Origin of the sequence: Bradyrhizobium sp. WSM3983, from assembly GCF_000473045.1 — a bacterium.
Taxonomy (GTDB): domain Bacteria; phylum Pseudomonadota; class Alphaproteobacteria; order Rhizobiales; family Xanthobacteraceae; genus Bradyrhizobium.
On the sequence record NZ_AXAY01000003.1, the window covers coordinates 352,543 to 373,910 of the forward strand.

The 21,368-nt window shown below is 64.6% G+C and carries 20 protein-coding genes, 1 tRNA gene and 1 pseudogene; 10 read left to right on the forward strand and 12 right to left on the reverse strand.

The genetic code is table 11. The features are described 5' to 3' along the window. The first annotated feature begins 740 nt into the window (after positions 1-740). Positions 741-833 (forward strand) — tRNA-Ser (locus tag YUA_RS0106850). 330 nt (positions 834-1,163) lie between these two features. Here YUA_RS0106850 and YUA_RS0106855 read toward each other — a convergent pair. The 8 genes from YUA_RS0106855 to YUA_RS0106900 form a co-directional block, all read right to left on the reverse strand. Next, a complete protein-coding gene (locus YUA_RS0106855) occupies positions 1,164-1,430 on the reverse strand; it encodes a hypothetical protein (protein ID WP_027530011.1) in 267 nt (88 codons plus the stop codon). 1,539 nt (positions 1,431-2,969) lie between these two features. After that, on the reverse strand, positions 2,970-4,448 hold the full coding sequence (gene gatB, locus YUA_RS0106870; protein WP_027530012.1) for an Asp-tRNA(Asn)/Glu-tRNA(Gln) amidotransferase subunit GatB: 1,479 nt from the start codon (positions 4,446-4,448) through the stop codon (positions 2,970-2,972). Beyond that, positions 4,445-4,747 carry a hypothetical protein gene (locus tag YUA_RS0106875; protein WP_027530013.1) on the reverse strand — a complete coding sequence of 101 codons (303 nt, stop codon included), beginning with the start codon at positions 4,745-4,747 and terminating at the stop codon, positions 4,445-4,447. Before YUA_RS0106875 ends, gatB begins: the two co-directional genes overlap by 4 nt. After that, on the reverse strand, positions 4,738-6,213 hold the full coding sequence (gatA, locus tag YUA_RS0106880; RefSeq protein ID WP_027530014.1) for an Asp-tRNA(Asn)/Glu-tRNA(Gln) amidotransferase subunit GatA: 1,476 nt from the start codon (positions 6,211-6,213) through the stop codon (positions 4,738-4,740). The genes YUA_RS0106875 and gatA overlap by 10 nt, the downstream gene beginning before the upstream one ends. Further along, positions 6,210-6,422: a hypothetical protein gene (locus YUA_RS0106885; protein ID WP_027530015.1), complete on the reverse strand. Its 213-nt coding sequence runs from the start codon at positions 6,420-6,422 to the stop codon at positions 6,210-6,212. Before YUA_RS0106885 ends, gatA begins: the two co-directional genes overlap by 4 nt. 83 nt (positions 6,423-6,505) lie before the next feature. Beyond that, positions 6,506-6,793, reverse strand: a complete 288-nt coding sequence (gene gatC, locus YUA_RS0106890; RefSeq protein WP_007611211.1) for an Asp-tRNA(Asn)/Glu-tRNA(Gln) amidotransferase subunit GatC — start codon at positions 6,791-6,793, stop codon at positions 6,506-6,508. 138 nt (positions 6,794-6,931) lie between these two features. Next, positions 6,932-8,008 (reverse strand): nitronate monooxygenase family protein, encoded by a 1,077-nt coding sequence (locus YUA_RS0106895; protein WP_027530016.1) that lies wholly within the window; start codon positions 8,006-8,008, stop codon positions 6,932-6,934. Positions 8,009-8,156: 148 nt separating this feature from the next. After that, positions 8,157-9,179, reverse strand: a complete 1,023-nt coding sequence (locus tag YUA_RS0106900; RefSeq protein ID WP_027530017.1) for a nitronate monooxygenase family protein — start codon at positions 9,177-9,179, stop codon at positions 8,157-8,159. A gap of 96 nt (positions 9,180-9,275) precedes the next feature. On the opposite strand from YUA_RS0106900, the gene YUA_RS0106905 reads away from it, so the two are divergent. The 3 genes from YUA_RS0106905 to YUA_RS0106915 all read left to right on the forward strand — a co-directional run bounded on the left by YUA_RS0106905 (position 9,276) and on the right by YUA_RS0106915 (position 11,661). Further along, a complete protein-coding gene (locus YUA_RS0106905) occupies positions 9,276-10,166 on the forward strand; it encodes a LysR family transcriptional regulator (RefSeq protein ID WP_027530018.1) in 891 nt (296 codons plus the stop codon). 76 nt (positions 10,167-10,242) lie between these two features. Then, positions 10,243-10,734, forward strand: a complete 492-nt coding sequence (ruvX, locus tag YUA_RS0106910; RefSeq protein WP_027530019.1) for a Holliday junction resolvase RuvX — start codon at positions 10,243-10,245, stop codon at positions 10,732-10,734. A 3-nt stretch (positions 10,735-10,737) separates the two neighbouring features. After that, entirely contained in the window at positions 10,738-11,661 is a 924-nt protein-coding gene (locus tag YUA_RS0106915) for an AEC family transporter (protein ID WP_027530020.1), read from the forward strand. A gap of 4 nt (positions 11,662-11,665) precedes the next feature. Here the strand turns inward: YUA_RS0106915 and YUA_RS0106920 are convergent, their stop codons facing one another. From YUA_RS0106920 to YUA_RS0106930, 3 genes are read right to left on the reverse strand one after another with little or no spacing between them, the layout of a single operon-like run. After that, a complete protein-coding gene (locus YUA_RS0106920; RefSeq protein WP_027530021.1) occupies positions 11,666-12,430 on the reverse strand; it encodes a CPBP family intramembrane glutamic endopeptidase in 765 nt (254 codons plus the stop codon). 23 nt (positions 12,431-12,453) lie between these two features. Further along, positions 12,454-14,097: an acyl-CoA dehydrogenase family protein gene (locus YUA_RS0106925; RefSeq protein ID WP_027530022.1), complete on the reverse strand. Its 1,644-nt coding sequence runs from the start codon at positions 14,095-14,097 to the stop codon at positions 12,454-12,456. A gap of 19 nt (positions 14,098-14,116) precedes the next feature. Further along, positions 14,117-14,857 carry a M15 family metallopeptidase gene (locus YUA_RS0106930; protein WP_027530023.1) on the reverse strand — a complete coding sequence of 247 codons (741 nt, stop codon included), beginning with the start codon at positions 14,855-14,857 and terminating at the stop codon, positions 14,117-14,119. A 219-nt stretch (positions 14,858-15,076) separates the two neighbouring features. Here YUA_RS0106930 and YUA_RS0106935 point away from each other — a divergent pair, with 219 nt between their 5' ends. The 4 genes from YUA_RS0106935 (at position 15,077) to YUA_RS0106950 (ending at position 19,271) form a co-directional block, all read left to right on the forward strand. Beyond that, positions 15,077-16,024 carry an aspartate carbamoyltransferase catalytic subunit gene (locus YUA_RS0106935; RefSeq protein WP_027530024.1) on the forward strand — a complete coding sequence of 316 codons (948 nt, stop codon included), beginning with the start codon at positions 15,077-15,079 and terminating at the stop codon, positions 16,022-16,024. Between the two features lie 5 nt (positions 16,025-16,029). Continuing rightward, positions 16,030-17,331: a dihydroorotase gene (locus YUA_RS0106940; RefSeq protein WP_027530025.1), complete on the forward strand. Its 1,302-nt coding sequence runs from the start codon at positions 16,030-16,032 to the stop codon at positions 17,329-17,331. Positions 17,332-17,348: 17 nt separating this feature from the next. Further along, positions 17,349-17,945, forward strand: a complete 597-nt coding sequence (plsY, locus tag YUA_RS0106945) for a glycerol-3-phosphate 1-O-acyltransferase PlsY (protein WP_027530026.1) — start codon at positions 17,349-17,351, stop codon at positions 17,943-17,945. 150 nt (positions 17,946-18,095) lie between these two features. Continuing rightward, positions 18,096-19,271 (forward strand): patatin-like phospholipase family protein, encoded by a 1,176-nt coding sequence (locus tag YUA_RS0106950; RefSeq protein ID WP_027530027.1) that lies wholly within the window; start codon positions 18,096-18,098, stop codon positions 19,269-19,271. Here YUA_RS0106950 and YUA_RS0106955 read toward each other — a convergent pair. Then, entirely contained in the window at positions 19,263-20,507 is a 1,245-nt protein-coding gene (locus tag YUA_RS0106955; RefSeq protein WP_027530028.1) for an amidase, read from the reverse strand. The two genes, YUA_RS0106950 and YUA_RS0106955, sit on opposite strands and share 9 nt — an antisense overlap. 139 nt (positions 20,508-20,646) lie before the next feature. Here YUA_RS0106955 and YUA_RS47905 point away from each other — a divergent pair, with 139 nt between their 5' ends. Both YUA_RS47905 and YUA_RS52515 read left to right on the forward strand, forming a co-directional pair. Next, positions 20,647-21,135, forward strand: a complete 489-nt coding sequence (locus YUA_RS47905) for a cupin domain-containing protein (protein WP_198029378.1) — start codon at positions 20,647-20,649, stop codon at positions 21,133-21,135. 118 nt (positions 21,136-21,253) lie between these two features. Beyond that, positions 21,254-21,367: pseudogene (locus YUA_RS52515) on the forward strand (DNA-protecting protein DprA); the annotation flags it as partial. Between the last annotated feature and the right edge of the window lies 1 nt (position 21,368).

Genomic DNA, 21,368 nt, shown 5'->3' on the forward strand with positions numbered 1-21,368 from the left:
CGTCGCCCGATCACAATTACCGAACGTCCTTGCACACACAACAAGAGAACGCTCCGAAGCGGGCCTATGAAGCGTGTTTTCCGACGGGTGTTGCACAAATAACACGCAGATGTGATCGGACGACGCCTACAACATATTGTTTTTACTATATTTTTTTACGCGGTTCCATTCGCCGCCGAGGTTCCCGATCCGATGGCGCGCGGATCGGCTTACACACAGAGACGGCTCTGACACACACGAATCGTGGAATCGGCACGCAGACTCCAGGGGACGGTAACGCGCCGTAACTCTCGGTGATCTCCGGCAGGACGCGTGCAAAAAACGGCCGACACCGCGCAGACTCTTTATGTAGCTGACGTCGTTCGGGCGATTGGGGAATCAGGGCCGGCATCCCGGCCGGCGGAGATGGAAGGATTCGCCCGTCGATCAGCCTTCATAGGCCTCCGGCGGCCTAACAAGCCGGTATCCTGCCTCGCGAGAGGCAGGCCGCGCGGCAGGAAATTCCAAGTAAACTCAATCGCTTGCTAAAACAAAAATAGTGTCGTCCGCGGAACCATCTCTGTCAGCTCTGCCAAACGCTTTAGGTCTGCGTTAGCTCTTTCGGACGTGATCTTTCCCGACTGGATAGCAAACCGTCATTATTGGCGCGCAGTCCTGCGGAAATCGTTGGGAATATTCGAGCGAAAACACGCGCTTCCAAATTGACCGGCCCAAGTAATTAGATGCATAAGGCTCGCACCGGAGAGGTGGCCGAGTGGCTGAAGGCAACGCTTTGCTAAAGCGTCATACGGTCTCAAGCTGTATCGAGGGTTCGAATCCCTCCCTCTCCGCCACCCAACCGCAGAATCAAAGCTAGAAGCGACCATGAAGCCGGCGCGAAAGCCTGGCGCAAGGATCCGCGCGGCTGAGCTCAGCCCGATTCGCGCTCTCCCTATATATGTGTGCCCGCATCTGACCGGCCGGACGCCAATACGGGGGCGAGATGAGCACCTCCTCCGTGCGGTCGCCCGAGTTCCAGATCGCAATCGTCGGGCGCGATCCGAATCGGCAGCCATTGGGTCATTCTTGTCGGGATCGCCTATGCCGCGCGGGTCCAGGCGACGGCACAACGCATTTGCTCGATTCAGCGCAATCGCGCCAAATCGATTGGCGCCGTTGTTCGCTCAGTGCGCGGACACCCAGGCCCTCGCGTCACGCTGCGCAGCCGAGATCTCGGCCTCGGACATCTGACCGGCCACTTCCTGGCGCAGCGCGATGGCGTCCTTGCGGCCCTTCAGGGCTGCGAGGTTGAACCATTTGTGCGCGGCGACGAGGTCAACCAGGCCCGAGCGGCCGCTCGCCCAATATATCCCGCGCTCGAACAGAACGTCCGACAGCGTGCTTGCATCGATCGGCGTTGCCGCATCGAGATCGAAAGTACCCTGAAACATAACGCATCCCCTTTTTCTTATGCCGCCTCGTTCCCCCGAGCGCGGCTCCCGTCTACTCTGATTGCCTGATCCTTGATCATGCGCTGTTCAACTCATCCCCAAGTCCATGCCGCTTCCCGGCTTGTTGAAGACAATGATGGCGGGCAAATTTGAATGGCAGTTTAAGTATCGCGATGAAGCAGACGTAAACGCGGGCGCGTCCCGCAGGCGCAAGCAATTCAAGATGTCGCTGATTTGCAGGCACTTCTGCGATTCGTCAGATTCGGTTTACCGTGGGATTTTGGGACATCGATAACCATCGCGCGCGGTCGCGCGTGTCCTGTGATGCCTCCCTCCCGCTGTCGTCACCCGCGAAGGCGGGTGACCCAGTATTCCAGAGGCAGCAATCGTCCCCCGGGAAGCCGCGGCGTACTGGATCGCCCGGTCGGAGCCGGGCGATGACATCGCGAGTGGAGAGGCAGCGTGCGGTCAGCGCGCAATCACGCCGCACCCTCGCCTGCCTCAAGACAGCACGGCCAAGGCAACGCGACAGCACAATGCGACTGCGTCGCGGTCAGATCAACAATGTCGGGAAAGGAATGCCGGCAATACCCCGGCCTCAGGGAACGAGGGCGTCGGCGAACACGTCAGGATCAGATTCCAAATTGGCTCGAAGGCCGTCTGTGGAATTGCGGAGCCCTTATTCAAGGAGCCGCACCGAACGAAGAAAACTTGTTTCTTCTGCCGGACCGGACTTTGACGAGCGAGCCCGTGAAAGCTGACGATCCGACCGTTGACCTGATGTCTCGCCGACACCCTCTATCGTCGACCAGAACCTTTTGAGAGGCGCTGATGACGTGCCGGCTCTCTAGGAGCCGGCAACTTCAGAAGCGAAGTTACTTCTTCTTGGCGACCTTGCGGGTCTTCTTCGCAGTCTTCTTCACTGCGCTCTTCGCCTTCTTCGCCTTCTTCGCCTTCTTTGCTTTCTTGGCCATGTTGCCCTCCGATGTGTGAGATGGCTTAATTGCTGCGCGCATTCGGGGATCGAATGCACTCACCCCGAATACACCAACACGACGAAAAAAACATCTTCTCACTTAAGGAAGTGTTGACGGCGCAGCGCGCGTGCGCCAGCCGCACTTGATCTGCCGACACGCAGAGACACGCGTCTGCGATTGCAAATGCTTCTCGCAGCATTGATCTCGACAACAGCGGCGATTGCAAGAATACCCTATGCCGCAAGTATTATTCTGCGCGCGCACATCACGCGCGATCAGTGCGATGACGCGCGCCGCAAGGCGCGCGATGGCGTCGTGGAGGCGAGTCGCGGACTCTGAGTCGCCAATTTTGGCAACGAAATTATTTTCATGCTTAACGGCGGAAGCGCTCGTCAGAGCATGTGCAAGCCGCCGTTTTGCGCGAATCGCACCACCGCGATTCGCAACTGCATCGTGACCTCAGCGGGATGAAGTTTGCTGTCTGCGATGCGTGCGCGCGTCTCGTCTCGACGTCGCGCGAGGTGACGGCGAGCGTCTCACCGTCTCGTCCGAGCGCGTGACGTCAGATGCCGAGCTTGGACTTGAGCAGGTCGTTGACACTCTGCGGGTTCGCCTTGCCGCCGGATGACTTCATCACCTGGCCGACGAACCATCCGAGCGACTGCGGCTTGTCCTTCACCTGCGCGGCCTTGTCGGGATTGGCCGCGATGATGTCGTCGACAACCTTTTCGATCGCCGAAAGATCCGTGACCTGCTTCATGCTGCGGCTTTCGACCAGCGCGCGAGGGTCGCCGCCCTCCTGCCAGACGATCTCGAACAGATCCTTGGCGATCTTGCCGGAGATCGTGCCCTCGCCGATCAGGTCGATGATCGCAGCGAGCTGCTCAGACGACACCGGAGAGCCCGCAATTTCCCGGCCTTCCTTGTTGAGACGGCCGAACAGCTCGTTGATCACCCAGTTCGCCGCCATCTTGCCGTCGCGGGCGCGGTTGGCGAGCCTGTCGAGCACCGTTTCGTAGAACACCGCGCTCTCGCGCTCGGCGACGAGCACGCTCGCATCATAGGCCGACAGGCCGAAGTCGGCGACGAAGCGCGTCTTCTTCTGGTCCGGCAACTCGGGGAGCTCAGCCTTCAGCTCGTCGACGAAGCTTTGGGAGAACTCCAGCGGAAGCAGATCCGGATCGGGGAAGTAGCGGTAATCATGCGCCTCTTCCTTCGAGCGCATCGAGCGCGTCTCGCCCTTGTTGGGGTCGTAGAGCCGCGTTTCCTGGTCGATCGCGCCGCCATCCTCCAAAATCTCGATCTGGCGACGCGCTTCGTACTCGATCGCCTGGCCGATGAAGGTGATCGAGTTCATGTTCTTGATCTCGCAGCGTGTGCCGAGCGGCGCGCCCGGCTTGCGCACGGAGACGTTGACGTCGGCGCGCAAGCTTCCCTTCTCCATGTCGCCGTCGCAGGTGCCGAGATAGCGCAGGATCGAGCGCAGCTTGGTCACATAGGCCTTGGCCTGCTCGGCATCGCGGATGTCCGGTTTTGAGACGATCTCCATCAGCGCCACGCCGCAGCGGTTGAGGTCGACATAGGACATGGTCGGCGACTGGTCGTGCATCAGCTTACCGGCGTCCTGCTCCAGATGCAGCCGCTCGATGCCGATGGTGACGCTGCGGCCGCCGTCGAGTTCGACCAGCACCTCGCCCTCGCCGACGACCGGCGACTTGTACTGGCTGATCTGATAGCCCTGCGGCGAGTCCGGGTAGAAATAGTTCTTGCGATCGAACACCGAACGCAGATTGATCTTTGCGTTGAGGCCGAGCCCGGTCCGGACAGCCTGCCTGACGCATTCCCCGTTGATCACGGGCAGCATGCCCGGCATTGCGGCATCGACCAGCGACACGTGGCTGTTCGGCTCGCCACCGAACGTGGTCGACGCGCCCGAGAACAGTTTCGAGTTCGACGTCACCTGGGCATGGATCTCCATGCCGATGACCATCTCCCAATCGCCGGTGGCGCCCTTGAGAAGCTTGTGCGTGGCCGTGCTCATGTCCTGCTCCCGAGCAGCGTGGCAGCGATCCGCTCCCACTCCGCTTCCAATGAATCTTTTGCCGCGGGCTGGCCGGCCTGGCGATACCAGTAGCCGGCATTGCCGAGATCGCCTTCAACGCGGTGCAGATAGGCGTGCACCCAGGCGGCGTCGCGCCCCTGGTCGTCCTGGACGATCTTGTGCGCCTGGTCCCAGTCACCCTTCGCGGCCCACCAGAGACCGGCAAGCGGCGCGGTCAGGTCCGGCGCGGGCGCCGCGCCGTCGAGGCTCGCGATGAAGGCCGCGACATTCACCACCACCTCGCGGGCGTGAAGCGGCCGGCGGCCTGCTCGATCACCTCGCCGAGCGAGAACAGCGTCTCCTCCTCGAACGGACGGCCGATCAGTTGCAGGCCGAGCGGCAGGCCCTGCGCGTCCTTGCCGGCGGGCACCGCGATGCCCGGCAGGCCCGCCATGTTCACGGTCACCGTGAAGATGTCGTTGAGATACATCTCGACCGGGTCGGCGCCGCCCTTCTCGCCGATGCCGAAGGCCGCCGACGGCGTCGCCGGCGTCAGGATCGCGTCAACGCCCATGGCGAAGCAATCCTCAAAATCCTTCTTGATCAGCGTGCGCACCTTCTGGGCGCGCAGATAATAGGCGTCGTAATAGCCGGCCGAGAGCACGTAGGTGCCGATCATGACGCGGCGGCGCACCTCTGCACCAAAACCCTCGGCGCGAGTGTTCTCGTACTGCTCGATGATGTTCTTGCCCTGCTCGCGCAAGCCATAGCGGACGCCGTCGTAGCGCGCGAGGTTGGAGGACGCTTCCGCCGGCGCCACGATGTAATAGGCCGGCAGCGCATATTTCGTGTGCGGCAGCGACACTTCGACGAGCTCGGCACCGGCGGCCTTCAGCCAGGCCGCGCCCTCGCTCCAGAGCTTCTCGATCTCAGCCGGCATGCCGTCGAGACGATACTCCTTGGGGATGCCGATCTTCATGCCCTTCACGGACTTGCCGATCGCGGCCTCGTAATCCGGCACGGGGATGTCGACCGAGGTCGTGTCCTTCGGATCGTGCCCGGCCATCGAGCGCAGCAGCATCGCGGCATCGCGCGTGCTGCGCGCGATCGGCCCGGCCTGGTCGAGCGAGGAGGCAAAGGCGACGATACCCCAGCGCGAGCAGCGGCCATAGGTCGGCTTGATGCCGACGGTCGCGGTGAACGCGGCCGGCTGGCGGATCGAGCCGCCGGTGTCGGTCGCAGTCGCGCCCATGCAGAGCAGCGCCGCCACGGCCGAGGCCGAGCCGCCGGACGAACCGCCCGGCACCAGCGTGGTGTTGCTTCCCTCACGGCGCCAGGGATTGCCCACCGGACCGAAGCACGAGGTCTCGTTCGCCGAGCCCATCGCGAACTCGTCATTGTTGAGCTTGCCCAGCATCACGGCACCGTCGCGCCAGAGCTGCGAGGTGATGGTGGACTCATAGGTCGGCACGAAATTGCCGAGGATCTTCGAGCACGCCGTGGTGCGCACGCCCTTGGTCGCGAACAAATCCTTGATGCCGAGCGGGATGCCGGCGAGCGGACCCGCGTCGCCCTTGGCGATCTTGCCGTCCGCCTCGCGCGCCATCGCGCGCGCCTGGTCGGGCGTCTCCATCACGAAGGCGTTGAGCACGCGCGCGGCTTCGATCGCGTTGAGATGCGCGTCGGTCAGCTCGAGTGACGTGAAAGTCTTGTCGGCGAGACCCTTGCGGGCCTCGGCGAGCGTCAGCGATGTCAAATCGGTCATTTATTGATCGGGCTGCAGAAGAAGGGAGACAGGGTCTTGTCGTCGGCCGGGTCGTCGTTTTTGGCGGCTGCATTCGCGGCGGCCTGGAGCTCGTCGAGCACGGCATTGACAGCGACATTGGGATCGGCAGCCTTGCCCTGCCGCTCCATCTTGTCGAGGTAGTTCATGTAGGCCTGATAGGCCTTCTCATCGTCGCAAAGCATGCACATCGGACGGCGTCCCAAGACTCTTTAGTTTGACGCGTTTTCTTTGCGCGAACCGGCTTCCACTTCGCTCGAAAACGCTATGCAAATTACTCAACAACCTTCGGCACCAGGAAGAAGTGACCTTCGGTCGCAGGCGCATTGGCAACGATATCGTCGGCGATCTCGCCGTCATTGACCACGTCTTGCCGCTTCTTCATCTGCATCGGGGTCACCGAGGTCATGGGCTCCACGCCCTCGACATTGACCTCCGAGAGCTGCTCGACAAAGGCGAGCATGGCGTTGAGCTCGCCCTGCAGATGCGGAACCTCGCCCTCGGAAACCGCAATGCGCGCCAGATGCGCGATGCGGCGGACGGTAGCGGCGTCGACGGACATTATATAAGGCCTCTCACGGCAAAACCTATGTGCCGTATAGCAGAGGCCGGTTTTGCGCCGCAACCGGCGCTAGCGCATGATCCGGAAAAGTGTGAAGCGGTTTTTCGAAAAGATCATGCGCAAACAAGAACCTAAGACTTAGCCAGCCATCTGACGCAGGCGTGCCAGCGCCGATTTGGCGAGATCCCGGGTCAATTCGGCGGCGGGAAGCTCGCGGCCCAGGGCAATGGCCTGTCCGGCCCAGAGATTGGTGAAATCCACTCGGCCCTGCTTCTCGGCTGCCGCCTTCAGCGGCGCCAGGGCGGTTGCGGCGTGGGGAAATGGCGGGGCATCGGGCGAGATCGGGCCGGCTTCGCGGATCAGGCGGTTCTGGACGCCCCGCGCCGGACGGCCGGTCATGACGTTGGTAATCACGGTGGAATCGTCCCGCCCCTGCGCAAGCGCAGCCCGTCCCGCCGCCGTATGCGTGGATTCCGGACAGCGCAGATAGGCACTGCCGATCTGCACGCCGGATGCGCCGAGCGTGAACGCCGCCGCAATGCCGCGGCCGTCACCGATGCCGCCGGCTGCAATGACCGGCACTTTCACGGCATCAACGACCTGCGGCAAAAGCGCGAACAGGCCGGGCTGCTCGGCGATGGTCTCGGTCAGGAACATACCGCGATGGCCGCCCGCCTCGGCGCCTTGTGCGATCACCGCATCGACGCCGCGCTGGTCGAGCCAGACCGCCTCCTTCACCGTCGTCGCCGAGGCGATCACGAGACAGCCGACCGCTCTGATGCGATCAAGCAGGGCCTTCTCGGGCAGGCCGAAATGGAAGCTCACGACCTCCGGCTTCAACTCTTCCACTACCGCGCAGGTCGCGGCATCGAACGGCGCCCGGTTGGCGGCGTTGACCGGCGCAGCCGGATCGAGGCCGTGCTCCTCGTAATAACTCGCGAGGCGCTGCTTCCAGCGCGCCTCAGCCTCAGCGGTAAGCTCAACCGGCGTGTGGCAGAAGAAGTTCAGGTTCACCGCCGCCGTCACCCGCTGGCGAATGATATTGACCTGCTCGCGGATCTTGTGCCCCGACAGCATGGCGCAAGGCAGCGAGCCGAGCGCCCCGCCCTGCGCGGCGGCGATGACAAGCTCGGCATCCATCACGCCGGCCATCGGCGCCAGCACGATCGGGAATTCGGTCTTGAAGAGATCGATCAGTCGACGGTCAGGCCACATGGTGTGTCTCTCTTGCTCGTTGTTCTTACCCTCCCCTGGAGGGGGAGGGTCGATCGCGAGAAGCGCGAGCGGGGTGGAGTGACAGTCTCTCCATTGAGACGCTGCCCGAGGGGCGAGATCACCCCACCCCGCTACGCATTTCGCTTCGCTACATGCGCAGCGACCCTCCCCCTCCAGGGGAGGGTAAGAATTGGTCCTGCGCCGCTGTCGTCGAGTTGCGCTGGCCGGCAAGCAACTGCTCAGCCTCAGACGCAATCCGCTCGACGATCTCGGCCGCCGGTGGGATATCATGGATCAGGCCGACCGCTTCTCCCGCAAAGACAGCCGCGATTTCGAAATTGCCTGCCATTTTTGCCGCGGCATAGTCCTTGGAAACCTCGTCCGCGCGCTGCATCAGCTCGATCTCACGGCCGGTCCAGGTCTTGATATGATCGTTGACCAGCGTGCGTGCGGTGAACGGAGCCGGCCAGAACAGCTTCCGAGACCAGTCGGGAACGACACCGCGCACGGTATCATTGCCGTCGGCGTTACGAATGCGCTCCTTGGCCCCGGCGGCGCCATTGGCCTCCACGCTCGCATAAAAGCGCGTGCCGACCAGCACGCCAGACGCACCGAGCATCATCATTGCGGCGAGGCCCCGGCCATCGGCGATCCCACCGGCCGCGACAACCGGCACGCGCCCGGCCGCGAGATCGGCGATCGCAGGCACGATATCGACCGTGGTGCGCGATGCGCCGTGGCCGCCCGCCTCCGTCCCCTGCGCGATCAAAATCTCCGCGCCGGCATCGAGCGCCTGCTTTGCCATGTCCTCGTTCTGGACCTGGCAGATCAATCGCGCACCGCTCGCCTTGATCTGCGGCGCGAACGGCGCGGGATCGCCGAACGACAACATGACGGCTTGCGGGCCGGCATCGAGCGCGATGTCGAGAAGCTCGGGCTGCTTTGCCAGGCTCCAGGTGATGAAGCCGATGCCGAACGGTGCAAAGCCCTTCAACTCAGCCGCCTCGGCCTGAAGTCGGGCGCGGTCGCCGTAGCCACCGCCGAGGATTCCGAAGCCGCCGGCCTCGCTGACGGCGCGGGTCAGTCGGCTGCCTGCGATCGTGTCCATGGGCGCCGACAGGATCGGATGCCTGATCCCGAGAAGCTCCGTCAGCGGCGTGGCGATCGGCATGGGGTCTCCCGCTCTGGACAGGAACATTAGGCGCAACTAGCATTCTCGAAAAATGAATTGTTGCGAACGCTGCCATCACAAAAGCGAAACGATGCCATGGAACTGAGTGACATCCAGACCTTTGCCGCGGTCGCCCGCACCGGCGGCATCACCCGCGCCGCCGAAGAGCTCAACACGGTGCAATCCAACGTCACCCAGCGCATCAAGGCCTTGGAGGCCGAGATCGGCACGCCGCTGTTCGAGCGCCATAGCCGCGGCATGGCGCTGACCGGCGCAGGCAAGCGCCTCCTCCCCTACGCGCAGCGAATGACGGCGTTGTCGCACGAGGCCGTGCTCGCGGCACGCGACGATGGCGAACCGAAGGGGCCGCTTGCGATCGGCTCGATGGAGACGACGGCCGCGGTGCGGCTGCCGCCGCTGCTGGCCGATTTCCACCGCCGCTTCCCGGCCGTGCGGCTCAGCCTGCGCACGTCGCCGACCGCCGATCTCGTCGCCGGTGTGCTCGAAGGCACGCTCGACGGCGCTTTCGTCGCTGGTCCCATCGCGCATGCTGACCTCTCCGTAACAAGCGCGTTCCGCGAAGAGCTGGTGCTGGTCAGCGCGCGGCGCTGGGCCTCGCTCGCCGAGTTGCGCGCCGGCACGCCAGAGTCCGGTCCGACGGCGCTGGCGTTTCGCACCGGTTGCACCTATCGGCAGCGGCTCGAGCAAATCTTCGTCGAATTCGGCTGGCCCTCCGCAGCGCGCTTCGATCTCGGTACGCTCGACGGCATGATCGGCTGCGTCGCCGCCGACATGGGCGTGACGCTCTTGCCGCGCGCCGTGGTCGAGCGCAGCGCGATGACCGGTAGCGTGACGATGCACACGCTGACCCCGTCGCACGCCAGCGTCGAGACTCTGTTCATCCAGCGCCGCGCCGGCCATCAATCCAGCGCGCTTCAAGGCTTCCTGTCCTGTTTGAAGAGCGACGATCAGGGCATCGCGGCCTGACGCATTGCAGCTGCGTCACGAAGGACTGGATTCTCTGGTTCACTCCGCAGCGCATCGCGTGTTATGCGCTAACGCCATGCCGGCTCCCATCCTCCCGCTCATCGAAGCGGCAACCCACTGGCCCGAACGCGGCGGGTTGATCGGACTTGACCTCGGCAGCAAAACCATCGGCGTTGCTGTGTCCAATCCGGACCGCCGGCTCGCGACCGGTGTCGAGACCATCCAGCGCAAGGCGTTCAAGCAGGACGCGGCGCGGCTGCTCACCATCGCAGCCGAACGCAAGGTCGTCGGCTTCGTGCTCGGCCTTCCCATCAACATGGACGGCAGCGAGGGCCCGCGCGCGCAGTCGACCCGCGCCTTTGCCCGCAATCTCGCCAACCTGACGACGCTCCCCATAGGCCTCTGGGACGAGCGTCTCTCGACCGCAGCGGTCGAGCGCGAGCTGATCGGCATGGATGTGAGCCGCGCCAAGCGCGCCGAGGTGATCGACGAGCACGCCGCCATCTTCATCTTGCAGGGCGCGCTCGACCGGCTCGCCAATCTGCGCACGGCATCGGGGAATGGCTGATCCATGGCCGTCGTGATCGCGGCACTGCTGCCGGTCTTCATCCTCATCGTGCTCGGCGTGGTGCTGAAGCGCACCCTGATGCAGCTCGACACGCAATGGCACGGGCTGGAGCGGCTGACTTATTTCGTGCTGTTCCCGATGCTCTTGATCCAGACGCTGGTGAAGGCCGACCTCTCCAAGGTGCCGGTCGCTGGCGTCGGCGGCGCGCTGCTGCTGTCAGCACTCGCGATGTCGCTGCTCTGCCTCGCGCTCCGCCCTGCCCTGTCGCGGCTCGACATCGACGGCCCCGCTTTCACCTCGATCTTTCAGGGCGCGACGCGCTGGCAGACTTATGTCGCTCTCTCCGTCTCCGCCAATTTGTACGGCGAGGTCGGGCTGGCGCTGGCCTCGGTCGCGATGGTCGCGATCATTCCGCTGGTCAACGTGTTCAGCGTCGCCGTGCTCGCGCACTACGCATCACCCGAGAAGCAGTCGGCGCGCGCCATCGTCATGACGGTGATCCGCAATCCCCTGATCTGGGCCTGCGCCATCGGGCTGTTCATTAATGTCGTTCACCTGCCCCTGCCAAGGATTTGGCATGAGGTTGCCGACGCGCTCGGCCGCTCCTCGCTCGCGATCGGCCTGCTCGTCACCGGCGCCGGCCTCCAGCTCAAGGGCCTGCTCCGTCCGAGCGTGGGCGCGACGATCGGCGTGGCGTTCAAGCTGGCGCTGATGCCGGTGCTCGCGCTGGCGCTCGCAGTCTGGTTTGGACTGTCAGGTACCAACCTCGCGATCGTCGCGATCTGCGCGGCAGTGCCGACCTCGCCGAGCGCCTATGTGCTGGCTCGCCAAATGGGCGGCGATGCCCCATTGCTGGCGCAGATCATCACGCTGCAGACGATCTTGGCGGCGATCACAATGCCGATCGCGATCGCGCTGGTGGCCTGAGGCCTCAGCCACCCAGCCACATCGTCAGCACCACTGCGGTCATGTTGTTCAGCGCATGCAGCACGATGGTGAGCCAGAGCGAGTTGGCGCGGTAGCGCATGTAGCCGAACCACAGGCCGATGGAGAAGACTTCGGCGAGGAAGTACAGATCGTATTGCAGGTGCACTGCCGTCCACACCAGGGACGACAGGATGATCGCACCGGGCACGCGCAGGAAGCTCGCCGACCAGCCGCGGAACAGGAAGCCGCGCGCGAGCACCTCCTCCGACATCGGCGCTGCCACGCTGAAGGCGAATAACAGCAACAGTGCCGCGCCGTTGTCGCGGCCCGATTTCAAGAGATCGGTCATGAAGCCCGGCGTGGCCTCGCGGCCGAGGGATCGCGACACCACCTCCCAGGCCAGCACGGTCAGGATGAGGCCGACGGCGCCGAGCAGGAGTTGCTTCCAATCCGGCCAGCGCAGCGCGAGGTAGTCGACGAAGGTTGCCTTCCTGATGCGGATGGCGAGCCACACCGCCGCGAGCGTTGCCGGCAGCCCCATGATCACCGACAGCGCCAGCGCCTGCGGCTCTCGGCCGACCGACTGGATCGAGTCCATGTCGAGCGGCAGCCCGCGCATCGCCCCCAGCAGCAGGACCGCCCCGACCTGGCCGACGAACATCGCGACGAAGACGAGCAGGCCCCACAGCGCCGTGCCCCAGAACTTCCAGACGCGCAGCGGCGCAGGCCTAATGATCAGCGGCGGATGATCGGGATTGAGGGAATCCATCAGAAGGCTTTCATTTGGCAGGCTCACGGCAGCGCCCGCTCCAGCAACTGACGCACGTCGCCGCTCTCGAACTCGACCGCGCCATACATGCTGGCGTGATTGGTGGCGAGACGTGTGGCGGCGAACAATTTGGCGTGGTGGGATGAGACACCGTTGAGTGCGGCTGCGGCGGCCAGCAGCGCCAGTTTCTCGACCGCGAGCCGTGCGACGCGCTCACCATCGGCGCGGCGGAAGGTTTTTCCGATGAATGCGACCGCCTCGCCCACCCCGGGCAGATCTTTCGTCTCGGCCGCAAGGGACTGCAGCACGGCCATCGCACCCTCCGGCTCGCGCGCGAGCGCGCGCAGCACGTCGAGGCACATCACGTTGCCCGAGCCTTCCCAGATCGCGTTGACCGGCGCCTCCCGGTAATGGCGCGCCAGAATGCCGTCCTCGACATAGCCATTGCCGCCGAGGCACTCCATCGCCTCGTAGAGAAACGGCGGCGCACTCTTGCAGGTCCAGTATTTGATCGCCGGCGTCAAAAGCCGCATGTAGGCGGCCTCCGCCGCATCGTGTGGCGTGCGGTCGAAGGCGCGGCAGAGCCGCATCACCAGCGCCGTGCTCGCCTCCACGTGCAGCGCCATGTCTGACAGAACGGCCTGCATCAAGGGCTGATCGGCGAGATGCTTTTGAAACACGCTGCGGTGACGGGCGTGATGCAGCGCATGCGCGAGCCCCGAGCGCATCAGGCCCGTGGAGGCAATCGCGCAATCCTGCCGCGTCAGCTGCACCATCTGGATGATGGTGCGGATGCCCTTGCCCTCTTCCCCGACTCGCTCGGCATAGGCGCCAACAAATTCGACCTCGGAGGACGCATTGGAACGGTTGCCGAGCTTGTCCTTCAGCCGCTGGAACTGGATGGCGTTGACCGAGCCATCAGGCGCGAAGCGCGGCATGAAGAAGCAGGTCAGCCCCGCCTCGGCCTGCGCCAGGACGAGAAACGCATCGCACATCGGTGCCGACATGAACCATTTGTGGCCGGTGATGCGATAGGAGCTGCCGTCGCGCACCGCGCGCGTCATGTTGGCGCGCACGTCGGTGCCGCCCTGCTTCTCGGTCATGCCCATGCCGAGCGTCATGCCGCGCTTGTCCCACCACGGCGCGAAGCTGGGATCATAGCTCTTCGTCGACAGCACCGGCATCACGCGTGAGAGCAGTTCCGGCTGCATCGCCAGCGCCGCGACGGAGGCGCGCGTCATCGTGATCGGGCAGAGATGGCCGGTCTCGACCTGCGACGCCATGTAGAATTTAGCCGCGCGAATGACTTCGGCGGCATCGCCCGCGGGCTTCCCGTCCGCGGTCCATGTCGAATTGTGCACGCCGGCATGAGCGCTGTGCGCCATCAACTCGTGATAGGCGGGATGAAACTCGACCTGGTCGCGGCGATTGCCCTTGGCGTCGAAGCTACGGAGTTTCGGCGTATTCTCGTTCGCCGCGCGCCCGCGATCGGCCATCGCCGCCGAGCCCCAATGTTTCCCGAACTCGGACAGCTCCCGCTCCGCCGATGCGCCGCCGTGCGCCTTCACGGCGTCGACCAATGGCCGATCCACGGCAAACAGGTCGACGTCCTCGAATGGCGGCGACTGATTGAAGACCTCGTGGGTCGCGAAGCTGGGCTGGGTCATCTGCGCTTCCTTGGCGGAATCAGTTCCGCCGCGGCTGGATCGGGAAATCATAGGCCGCCCCGCCCGCCCCCGGCAGGGAAAAATGCCACCACTCCTTCGAATAGTTCACAAAGCCTTGCTTCGCCATCGCAGCGACCAGCCGTTTGCGCCAGGCGCGCTGATCCGGATTGATCGACGTTACAGCGGTATGCCCCTTCGCATCGGTGCAATCATAGCCGGTGCCCATGTCGACACTTCCTTCCGGCAACCGCGCCGCGACCGGCGCCGTGCAATCGGCATAGGATTTAGAGGGATCAATCCTGGCGGAATTGTCGGCCTTGAGATCGACCAGCGTGAGGTCGAGCGCCGCACCTGTCGAATGCTGCGAGCGGGTCGCGATATAGCCGAGGCGGAACAGCTCGGTCTTGGGAATTTGCGGATTGTAGCGCCGATCGGCGGCGGTCTCGTGGCCGTTCTGCGACCACTTTACCATGTCGAGCGAGGCGCGCGCCGGCCGGTAGCAGTCGAACATTTTCAGCGACAGGTTCTGTGCGGCCAGTTCCTGCTGCACCGCCTTCAGCCGCAGCCCGACTTCGCGCTTCACCACGCATTCGCCGGCGCCATAGCCGGCGAGCGGGCGGCCGACAAAGTTGTTCGGTGTGGCGTAGCGGATGTCCTGGATGATGGTGGGGTCGACGTCGCGCAAATAGACGAAGCCGCCGGGGAGCGGTTGGGCGTGGGCTGATGAAATGGCGATGATTGATACAAATGCAGCAAGAATTGATTTCACGATGCTTCCTTGTCCATCAGCGTCATTCCGGGACGATGCGAAGCATCGAACTATGGTGCGCTCTTGCGTACCTGAGAATCTCGAGATTCCGGGTCTGGCACTTGCGCGCCATCCCGGAATGACTGAGCGGGAGACAGATCAGGGGATAACTCCCCGCCCCGGCATTGGCCCTTGCTCCCCCCGCCATCCGCGCCTATAGCTCTCGCTTTAATGACATCGAAATCGACCTTCGTCCTCGGCCACCGGCATTTGCTGGGCATCGAGGGCCTTTCCGCGGCCGACATCAGCGGCCTCCTCGACCTGTCCGAAGAATATGTCGAGCTCAACCGCCAGGTTGACAAGAAGCGTACCGTCCTGCGTGGACGGACGCAGGTGAACCTTTTCTTCGAAGCTTCGACCCGGACCCAGTCCTCGTTCGAACTCGCGGGAAAACGCCTCGGCGCCGACGTCATGAACATGTCGGTGTCGTCCTCGTCCATCAAGAAGGGCGAGACGCTGGTCGACACCGCGATGACGCTCAACGCCATGCATCCGGACATCCTGGTGGTGCGCCATCACGCATCCGGCGCGGTGGAACTTCTGGCCCGCAAGGTTGACGGTTCCGTGATCAATGCCGGCGACGGCGCGCATGAGCACCCGACCCAGGCGCTGCTCGACGCGCTCACCATCCGTCGCAACAAGGGCCGGATCGAGGGCCTTGTGGTCGCGATCTGCGGCGACGTGCTGCATTCGCGCGTGGCCCGCTCCAACATCATCCTGCTCAACACGATGGGCGCCCGGGTCCGCGTCGTCGGCCCCTCCACGCTGCTGCCGCCCGGCATCGAGCGGATGGGCGTCGAGGTCGCGCGCGACATGCGCGAAGGGCTCAACGGCGCGGATATTGTCATGATGCTCCGCCTGCAGCGCGAGCGCATGAACGGCTCCTTCGTGCCGTCGACCTCCGAATATTTCCACTATTTCGGGCTCGACCAGAAGAAGCTCGCCTACGCCAAGCCCGACGCGCTGGTGATGCATCCAGGACCCATGAACCGCGGCGTCGAGATCGACACCGCGGTCGCCGACGGCGCGCAGTCCCTGATCCGCGAACAGGTGGAGATGGGCGTGGCCGTGCGCATGGCTGTGCTTGAAGCGCTCGCCCGTAACCTGCCGAACGCGTGATGCTCATGCTGATTGACCGCCGCCCCATCCTGCTCGCCAACGCCCGCGTCGTCGATCCCTCCAGGGATTTCGACGGCCCCGGCGACGTCCTGATTGCCGACGGCATCATCCGCGAGACCCGCCGCGGCATCGGAGCTGCCGGCGTCCCCGAGGGCACCGACGTCGTCAACTGCTCGGGCAAGATCGTGGCGCCCGGCCTGATCGACATGCGCGCCTTCGTCGGCGAGCCCGGCTTCAGCCATCGCGAGACCTTTGCCTCCGCGAGCCAGGCGGCTGCGACCGGCGGCATCACCACCATCATCTGCCAGCCCGACACGTCGCCCGTGATCGATAATTCGGCGACCGTCGATTTCGTGATGCGCCGCGCGCGCGACACCGCGATCGTCAACATCCAGCCGATGGCGGCGCTCACCAAGGGCATGCGCGGCGAGGAGATGACCGAGTTCGGCCTGCTCAAGGCCGCCGGCGCCGTGGCCTTCAGCGACGGCGACCGCAGCGTCACCAATGCGCAGGTGATGCGGCGCGCACTGACCTACGCCCGCGATTTCGACGCGCTGATCGTGCATCACACCGAGGACCCCGATCTCGTCGGCGAAGGCGTGATGAACGAGGGCGAGTTCGCGAGCCGGCTCGGCCTGATGGGCATCCCGAAGGCCGCTGAGGCCGTAATCCTCGAGCGCGACATGCGCCTCGTCGCGCTCACCGGCGGCCGCTATCACGCGGCTTCGCTGTCCTGCATCGAGTCGCTCGAGATCTTGAAGCGCGCCCGCGACGCCGGCCTCGCCGTCAGTGCCTCGGTCTCGATCAACCATCTTGCGCTGAACGAGAACGACATCGGCCCGTACCGTTCCTTCCTGAAGCTGTCGCCGCCGCTGCGCACCGAGGACGATCGCCGGGCGCTGGTGGAGGCGGTGGCTTCCGGCCTCGTCGACGTCATCATGTCCGATCACAATCCGCACGACGTCGAGGTCAAGCGCCTGCCGTTCGCGGAAGCAGCTCCCGGCGCAATCGGCCTCGAGACCATGCTGCCAGCGGGCCTGCGGCTGGTTCACAATGAAGAGCTCGACCTCAAGACGCTGATCCGGGCGATGTCGACCCGGCCGGCGGAGATTCTGGGCCTGCCGGGCGGAACCCTGCGCGTCGGCAGCCCAGCCGACGTCGTCGTGATCGACCCCGATGTGCCCTGGGTGGTCGACCCGGCCGACCTCAAATCGCCCTGCAAGAACACCCCGTTCGACGAAGCCCGCTTTACAGGCCGCGCTATCAGGACCATCGTCGGCGGGCGAACGGTGTACGAGCATGTCTGACATGCGGAGTTCTCACCATGGGGCTTGATGCATTCCTGCCGGGGGCCTTCGTCATTGGCTATTTGCTCGGCTCGATTCCGTTCGGGCTGGTGCTGACCAGGCTCGCCGGCACGCAGGATCTGCGCTCGATCGGCTCCGGCAATATCGGCGCCACCAACGTGCTCCGCACCGGACGCAAGGGTCTCGCCGCAGCGACCCTGCTACTAGACGCACTCAAGGGTACAGCAGCGGTGCTGATCGCGTTTCGCATCGGTGACCTCAATGCGGCGCTGCTAGCTGGGCTCGGCGCCTTCCTCGGTCATCTCTTCCCCGTCTGGCTCAGATTTCGGGGCGGCAAGGGCGTCGCGGTCTACATCGGCATCCTGCTAGGCCTGATTCCAGCGGGCGCGCTGGTGTTCTGCCTGCTCTGGCTCGCCACCGCCTTTACCACCCGCTACTCGTCGCTCTCGGCACTGGTGGCAGCCTTCGTGACGCCGCTGTTCCTGTGGTGGTTCAGTGACCCCAGGCTGGCCTCGCTGTTCGCGGTGTTGACGCTGCTGCTGTTCTACATGCATCGCGAGAACATCAAGCGATTGCAATCGGGAAAAGAAGGCCGGATCGGCGAGAAAGCCTGAAGCCGGAAAAAGTACGGATACCGCCGCAGGGCCTCCGCATTATATGCCAAATCCTGTTCGCAACTTCCGTCCAACTCGTGGGTGGCAGTAGCAAACGGGTTCCATGCCTGTCATCCTGAAAGAGGAAATGGCGTTACGCGGTTGCTCAGAATGAGCGAGAAAATTGACGGCACGCACGATGACGGTGGCTCGCGGCGCACTGCGGCAAGCCGGCTGCTCTCGTCGACCAATATCTGGTCCGACGCGCCCTCGCCGCCTCCTGCGCCAAAGCCTGTCACCGTTTCGCCGCCACCTGCTCCCGTCTTGCGAGCTCCTGTCGCTGTCGAGGTCGTAACCACTGCTGCGCCCGCGCCGACGCACGCGCGGCCATGGCCGCCGCGAAAACTCTCGCTGGCGCTCCAGGGCGGCGGCACTTTTGCCGCCTTCACCTGGGGCGTGCTGGAACGGGTGCTCGAAGAGCCCTCCATCGAATTCGACACCATCAGCGGCGCCAGCGCCGGCGCCATCAACGCGCTGCTCCTGGCCTGCGGCCTTGCCGAAGGCGGCCGCGAAGGCGCGCGCAGCCGGCTGAACCGGTTCTGGGTCCGGCTGATGCATGAGGCCTCGTTCCGCTCGCTGATGCTGATCGGCGGCTTCTCGCCGGCGGGAAGCTCGGTCGCCTTCGGCCCGACGCTGCGCTCGGGCCAGTTCGATCCGTTCGATCTCGATCCGCTGCGCCAGGCGCTGTCGCGCGACATCAATTTTGCGGCTTTGCGTGACGAAGCGTGCCCAAAGCTGCTGATCGCGGCAACGCGCATTCGCGACGGCCAGCAGGAGATTTTTGGCAATGACGCCATCACCGCGGATGTTGCGCTTGCGTCGACATGCCCGCCCCTGGTTCACTGCGCCGTCGAAATCGACGGCGAGGGCTATTGGGACGGCGGCTTCGGCGGCAATCCGCCGCTGATCAAGCTCGCGCAGCAATCGGCAACCGCCGACCTGCTGCTCGTCCAGATCACGCCCACGCGCGACAGCTATGTGCCGATCACGCTCGCCGCGATCGATCGCCGCCTCGACCAGATCGCCGCCAACGCCGCCCTCAAGGCCGAGATCGCGGCGATCGCATGGGCGCAGTCGCACGCAGCACCCGCGCTGCAGCTCTCAAAGATCGCCGCGGAAGACTCGATCGAGGGCCTCGCACAGCGCTCGTCCACTGATCTCGGCCGCGGCTTCATTCGCACGCTGCATCGGAGCGGCCGCGAAGCCGCCGAGCGCTGGCTTGGGCAAGGCGCTGATGGCGCCGAGACCCAACGCCCCCTGCCCGCCGCCGAGCCAGCGCTAGCCTGATTTCGCCAGCGCATTCTCCAGGAACCACGCCGCCGCCAAGGCGCCGGGATCGTTGCCGAAGCGCGCGATCACCTGCACGCCGATCGGCAGGCCGCCGACCTTCATCACCGGCACGTTGACGCAAGGATTGCCCATCAGCGTCCACAGCCGGTTGTAGCGGGGCGAGCCGGTCGAGGCGAGCTCCTTGGCCGGCGCAGTGCCCGGCGCCGAATAGGTGAGCAGCACGTCGAACCCCTCGAACAATTCGCCGAGCTCGCGACGGCCGCGGCGGGCAATCCGGCGGGCATCGTCATATTCTTTCGGCGTCAGTCCGACGGTCTCATCGAGGCTGGCGCGCAGCATCGGCGCGATCTCGTCGTGACGCGCGTCAAACTCCCAGGCGAGCGCGCGATGCGCCTCAAAGTCCTGGATGATCGGATGGATGCGCCAGGCCTCCTGCACCGCCTCGGGCAGATCGATGGTCTGCACGCTGGCGCCGGCGTTCTCGGCCGCCTTGATCGCAGCCTGCAGCCCCTCTTCCGCCGCCGGCTCCACGGCCTCGGCAAACTCCTGCCGGACCACACCGATGCGCGGAGAGTTCGCCGGAGTAATCCCGGAGAATTCAGCACGGCCGGTCATGGCCAAAAGTCCGCGCGCGAGATCTTCCGCGCGCGATCCGAACAGGCCGACCGTATCGAGCGCCCAAGAATAACACTTCACGCCGACCGTCGGCAGCATCCGGAACGACGGTTTTATCGCGGCGGCTCCACAATAGGCAGCGGGGCGGATCACCGAGCCGCCAGTCTGCGTGCCCAGCGCCAGCGGGATCATGCCGGCGCCGACGGCTGCGGCCGACCCCGAGGACGAGCCGCCCGGCGTATGGCCGGTGTTGTGCGGATTGAGCGTCGGCGTCGGATCGCGCGAGGCGAACGCCGTGGTCGTGGTCTTGCCGATGATGGTGGCGCCTGCCCGCTTCAGCATCATCACGACCGGCGCATCCGAGCGCGGCTGCCAGCCGCGATAGATCTCGGAGCCCATCTCGGTCGGCATATTGGCGGTGTCGATGATGTCCTTGATCCCGACCGCGATGCCCCGCAGCGCGCCGGAGGCCTGCGCCTTCGCGGATTTGTCATGACGGACGAAGGCGCGGACGTCCTTCTCCTTGGCCTCGATCGCCGCATGCGACTGGGCGATGGCGTCGTCAGGCGAAAGCTCACCGCTAGCGATGCGGCGCTGGAGGTCGGCAAGTGAGATCATGGCAAAATCCTTATTGGCATCGCTTTTAGCATCGCGACGAGGCCGTGCAAGCGCATGGCGCTGTTGCCCACGCCCTCAGGTTGCTCCATGCTGCGTCCGCAAGGAGCCGCCGCGAATGTCATCAAATCGAAACGTAGAGTTGACCGCGACGCCGACAGGGCCATTTCAGGTCGAACGTAACGGCGACCGACACGCGGTGCATCGCAACGTTGGCATTGGCACCCTCTCTTTCAAGGTCACGACTGCGGACAGCAACGGGGCATTTCTGGTGGCCGAGATCGCACATCATGCCAAAGGCGGCCCTCCTCGACATTTACATCGCCATCAGGACGAGTGGTTCCACGTCATTGAGGGTGAATACATTGTCGAGATTGGCGACGAGCGGTACCTGCTGGGGCCGGGCGACTCGGCCTTCGGGCCGCGTGGAGTACCACACTGCTGGGTCAACGTAAGCGAAGGGCCGGGACGGATCACTTTCGTGTTCGCACCAGCGGGTCAAGCGGAGGCGTTCTTCCTGGAAATCAGCAAGGCGAACGCGATGGCGCCAACGGACCCAGGATTTTGGTCGCCATTCGAAATGGCATTGGTGGGCCCACCCTTAAAAGTGGAATCCCCGTCGCGCTTTTGAACCGTGGAAGAATCGCAGCCGGTCTGTCAGGTGCAAGGGAAGCTGCCAGATTTCCGTTTCTGAGCCCTTCGCGACGCGCAAGCGCACGACACTGTTGCTCACGCCCTCAGGTTGTTCCATGCTGCCCTCACAAGGAGCCGCCGTGGACGCCATCAATCGAAACGTGGAGCTGACCGAAACTGAGCGGGTCGACCGGCTGCGGCTGATCCGCTCCGACAATGTCGGGCCGCGCG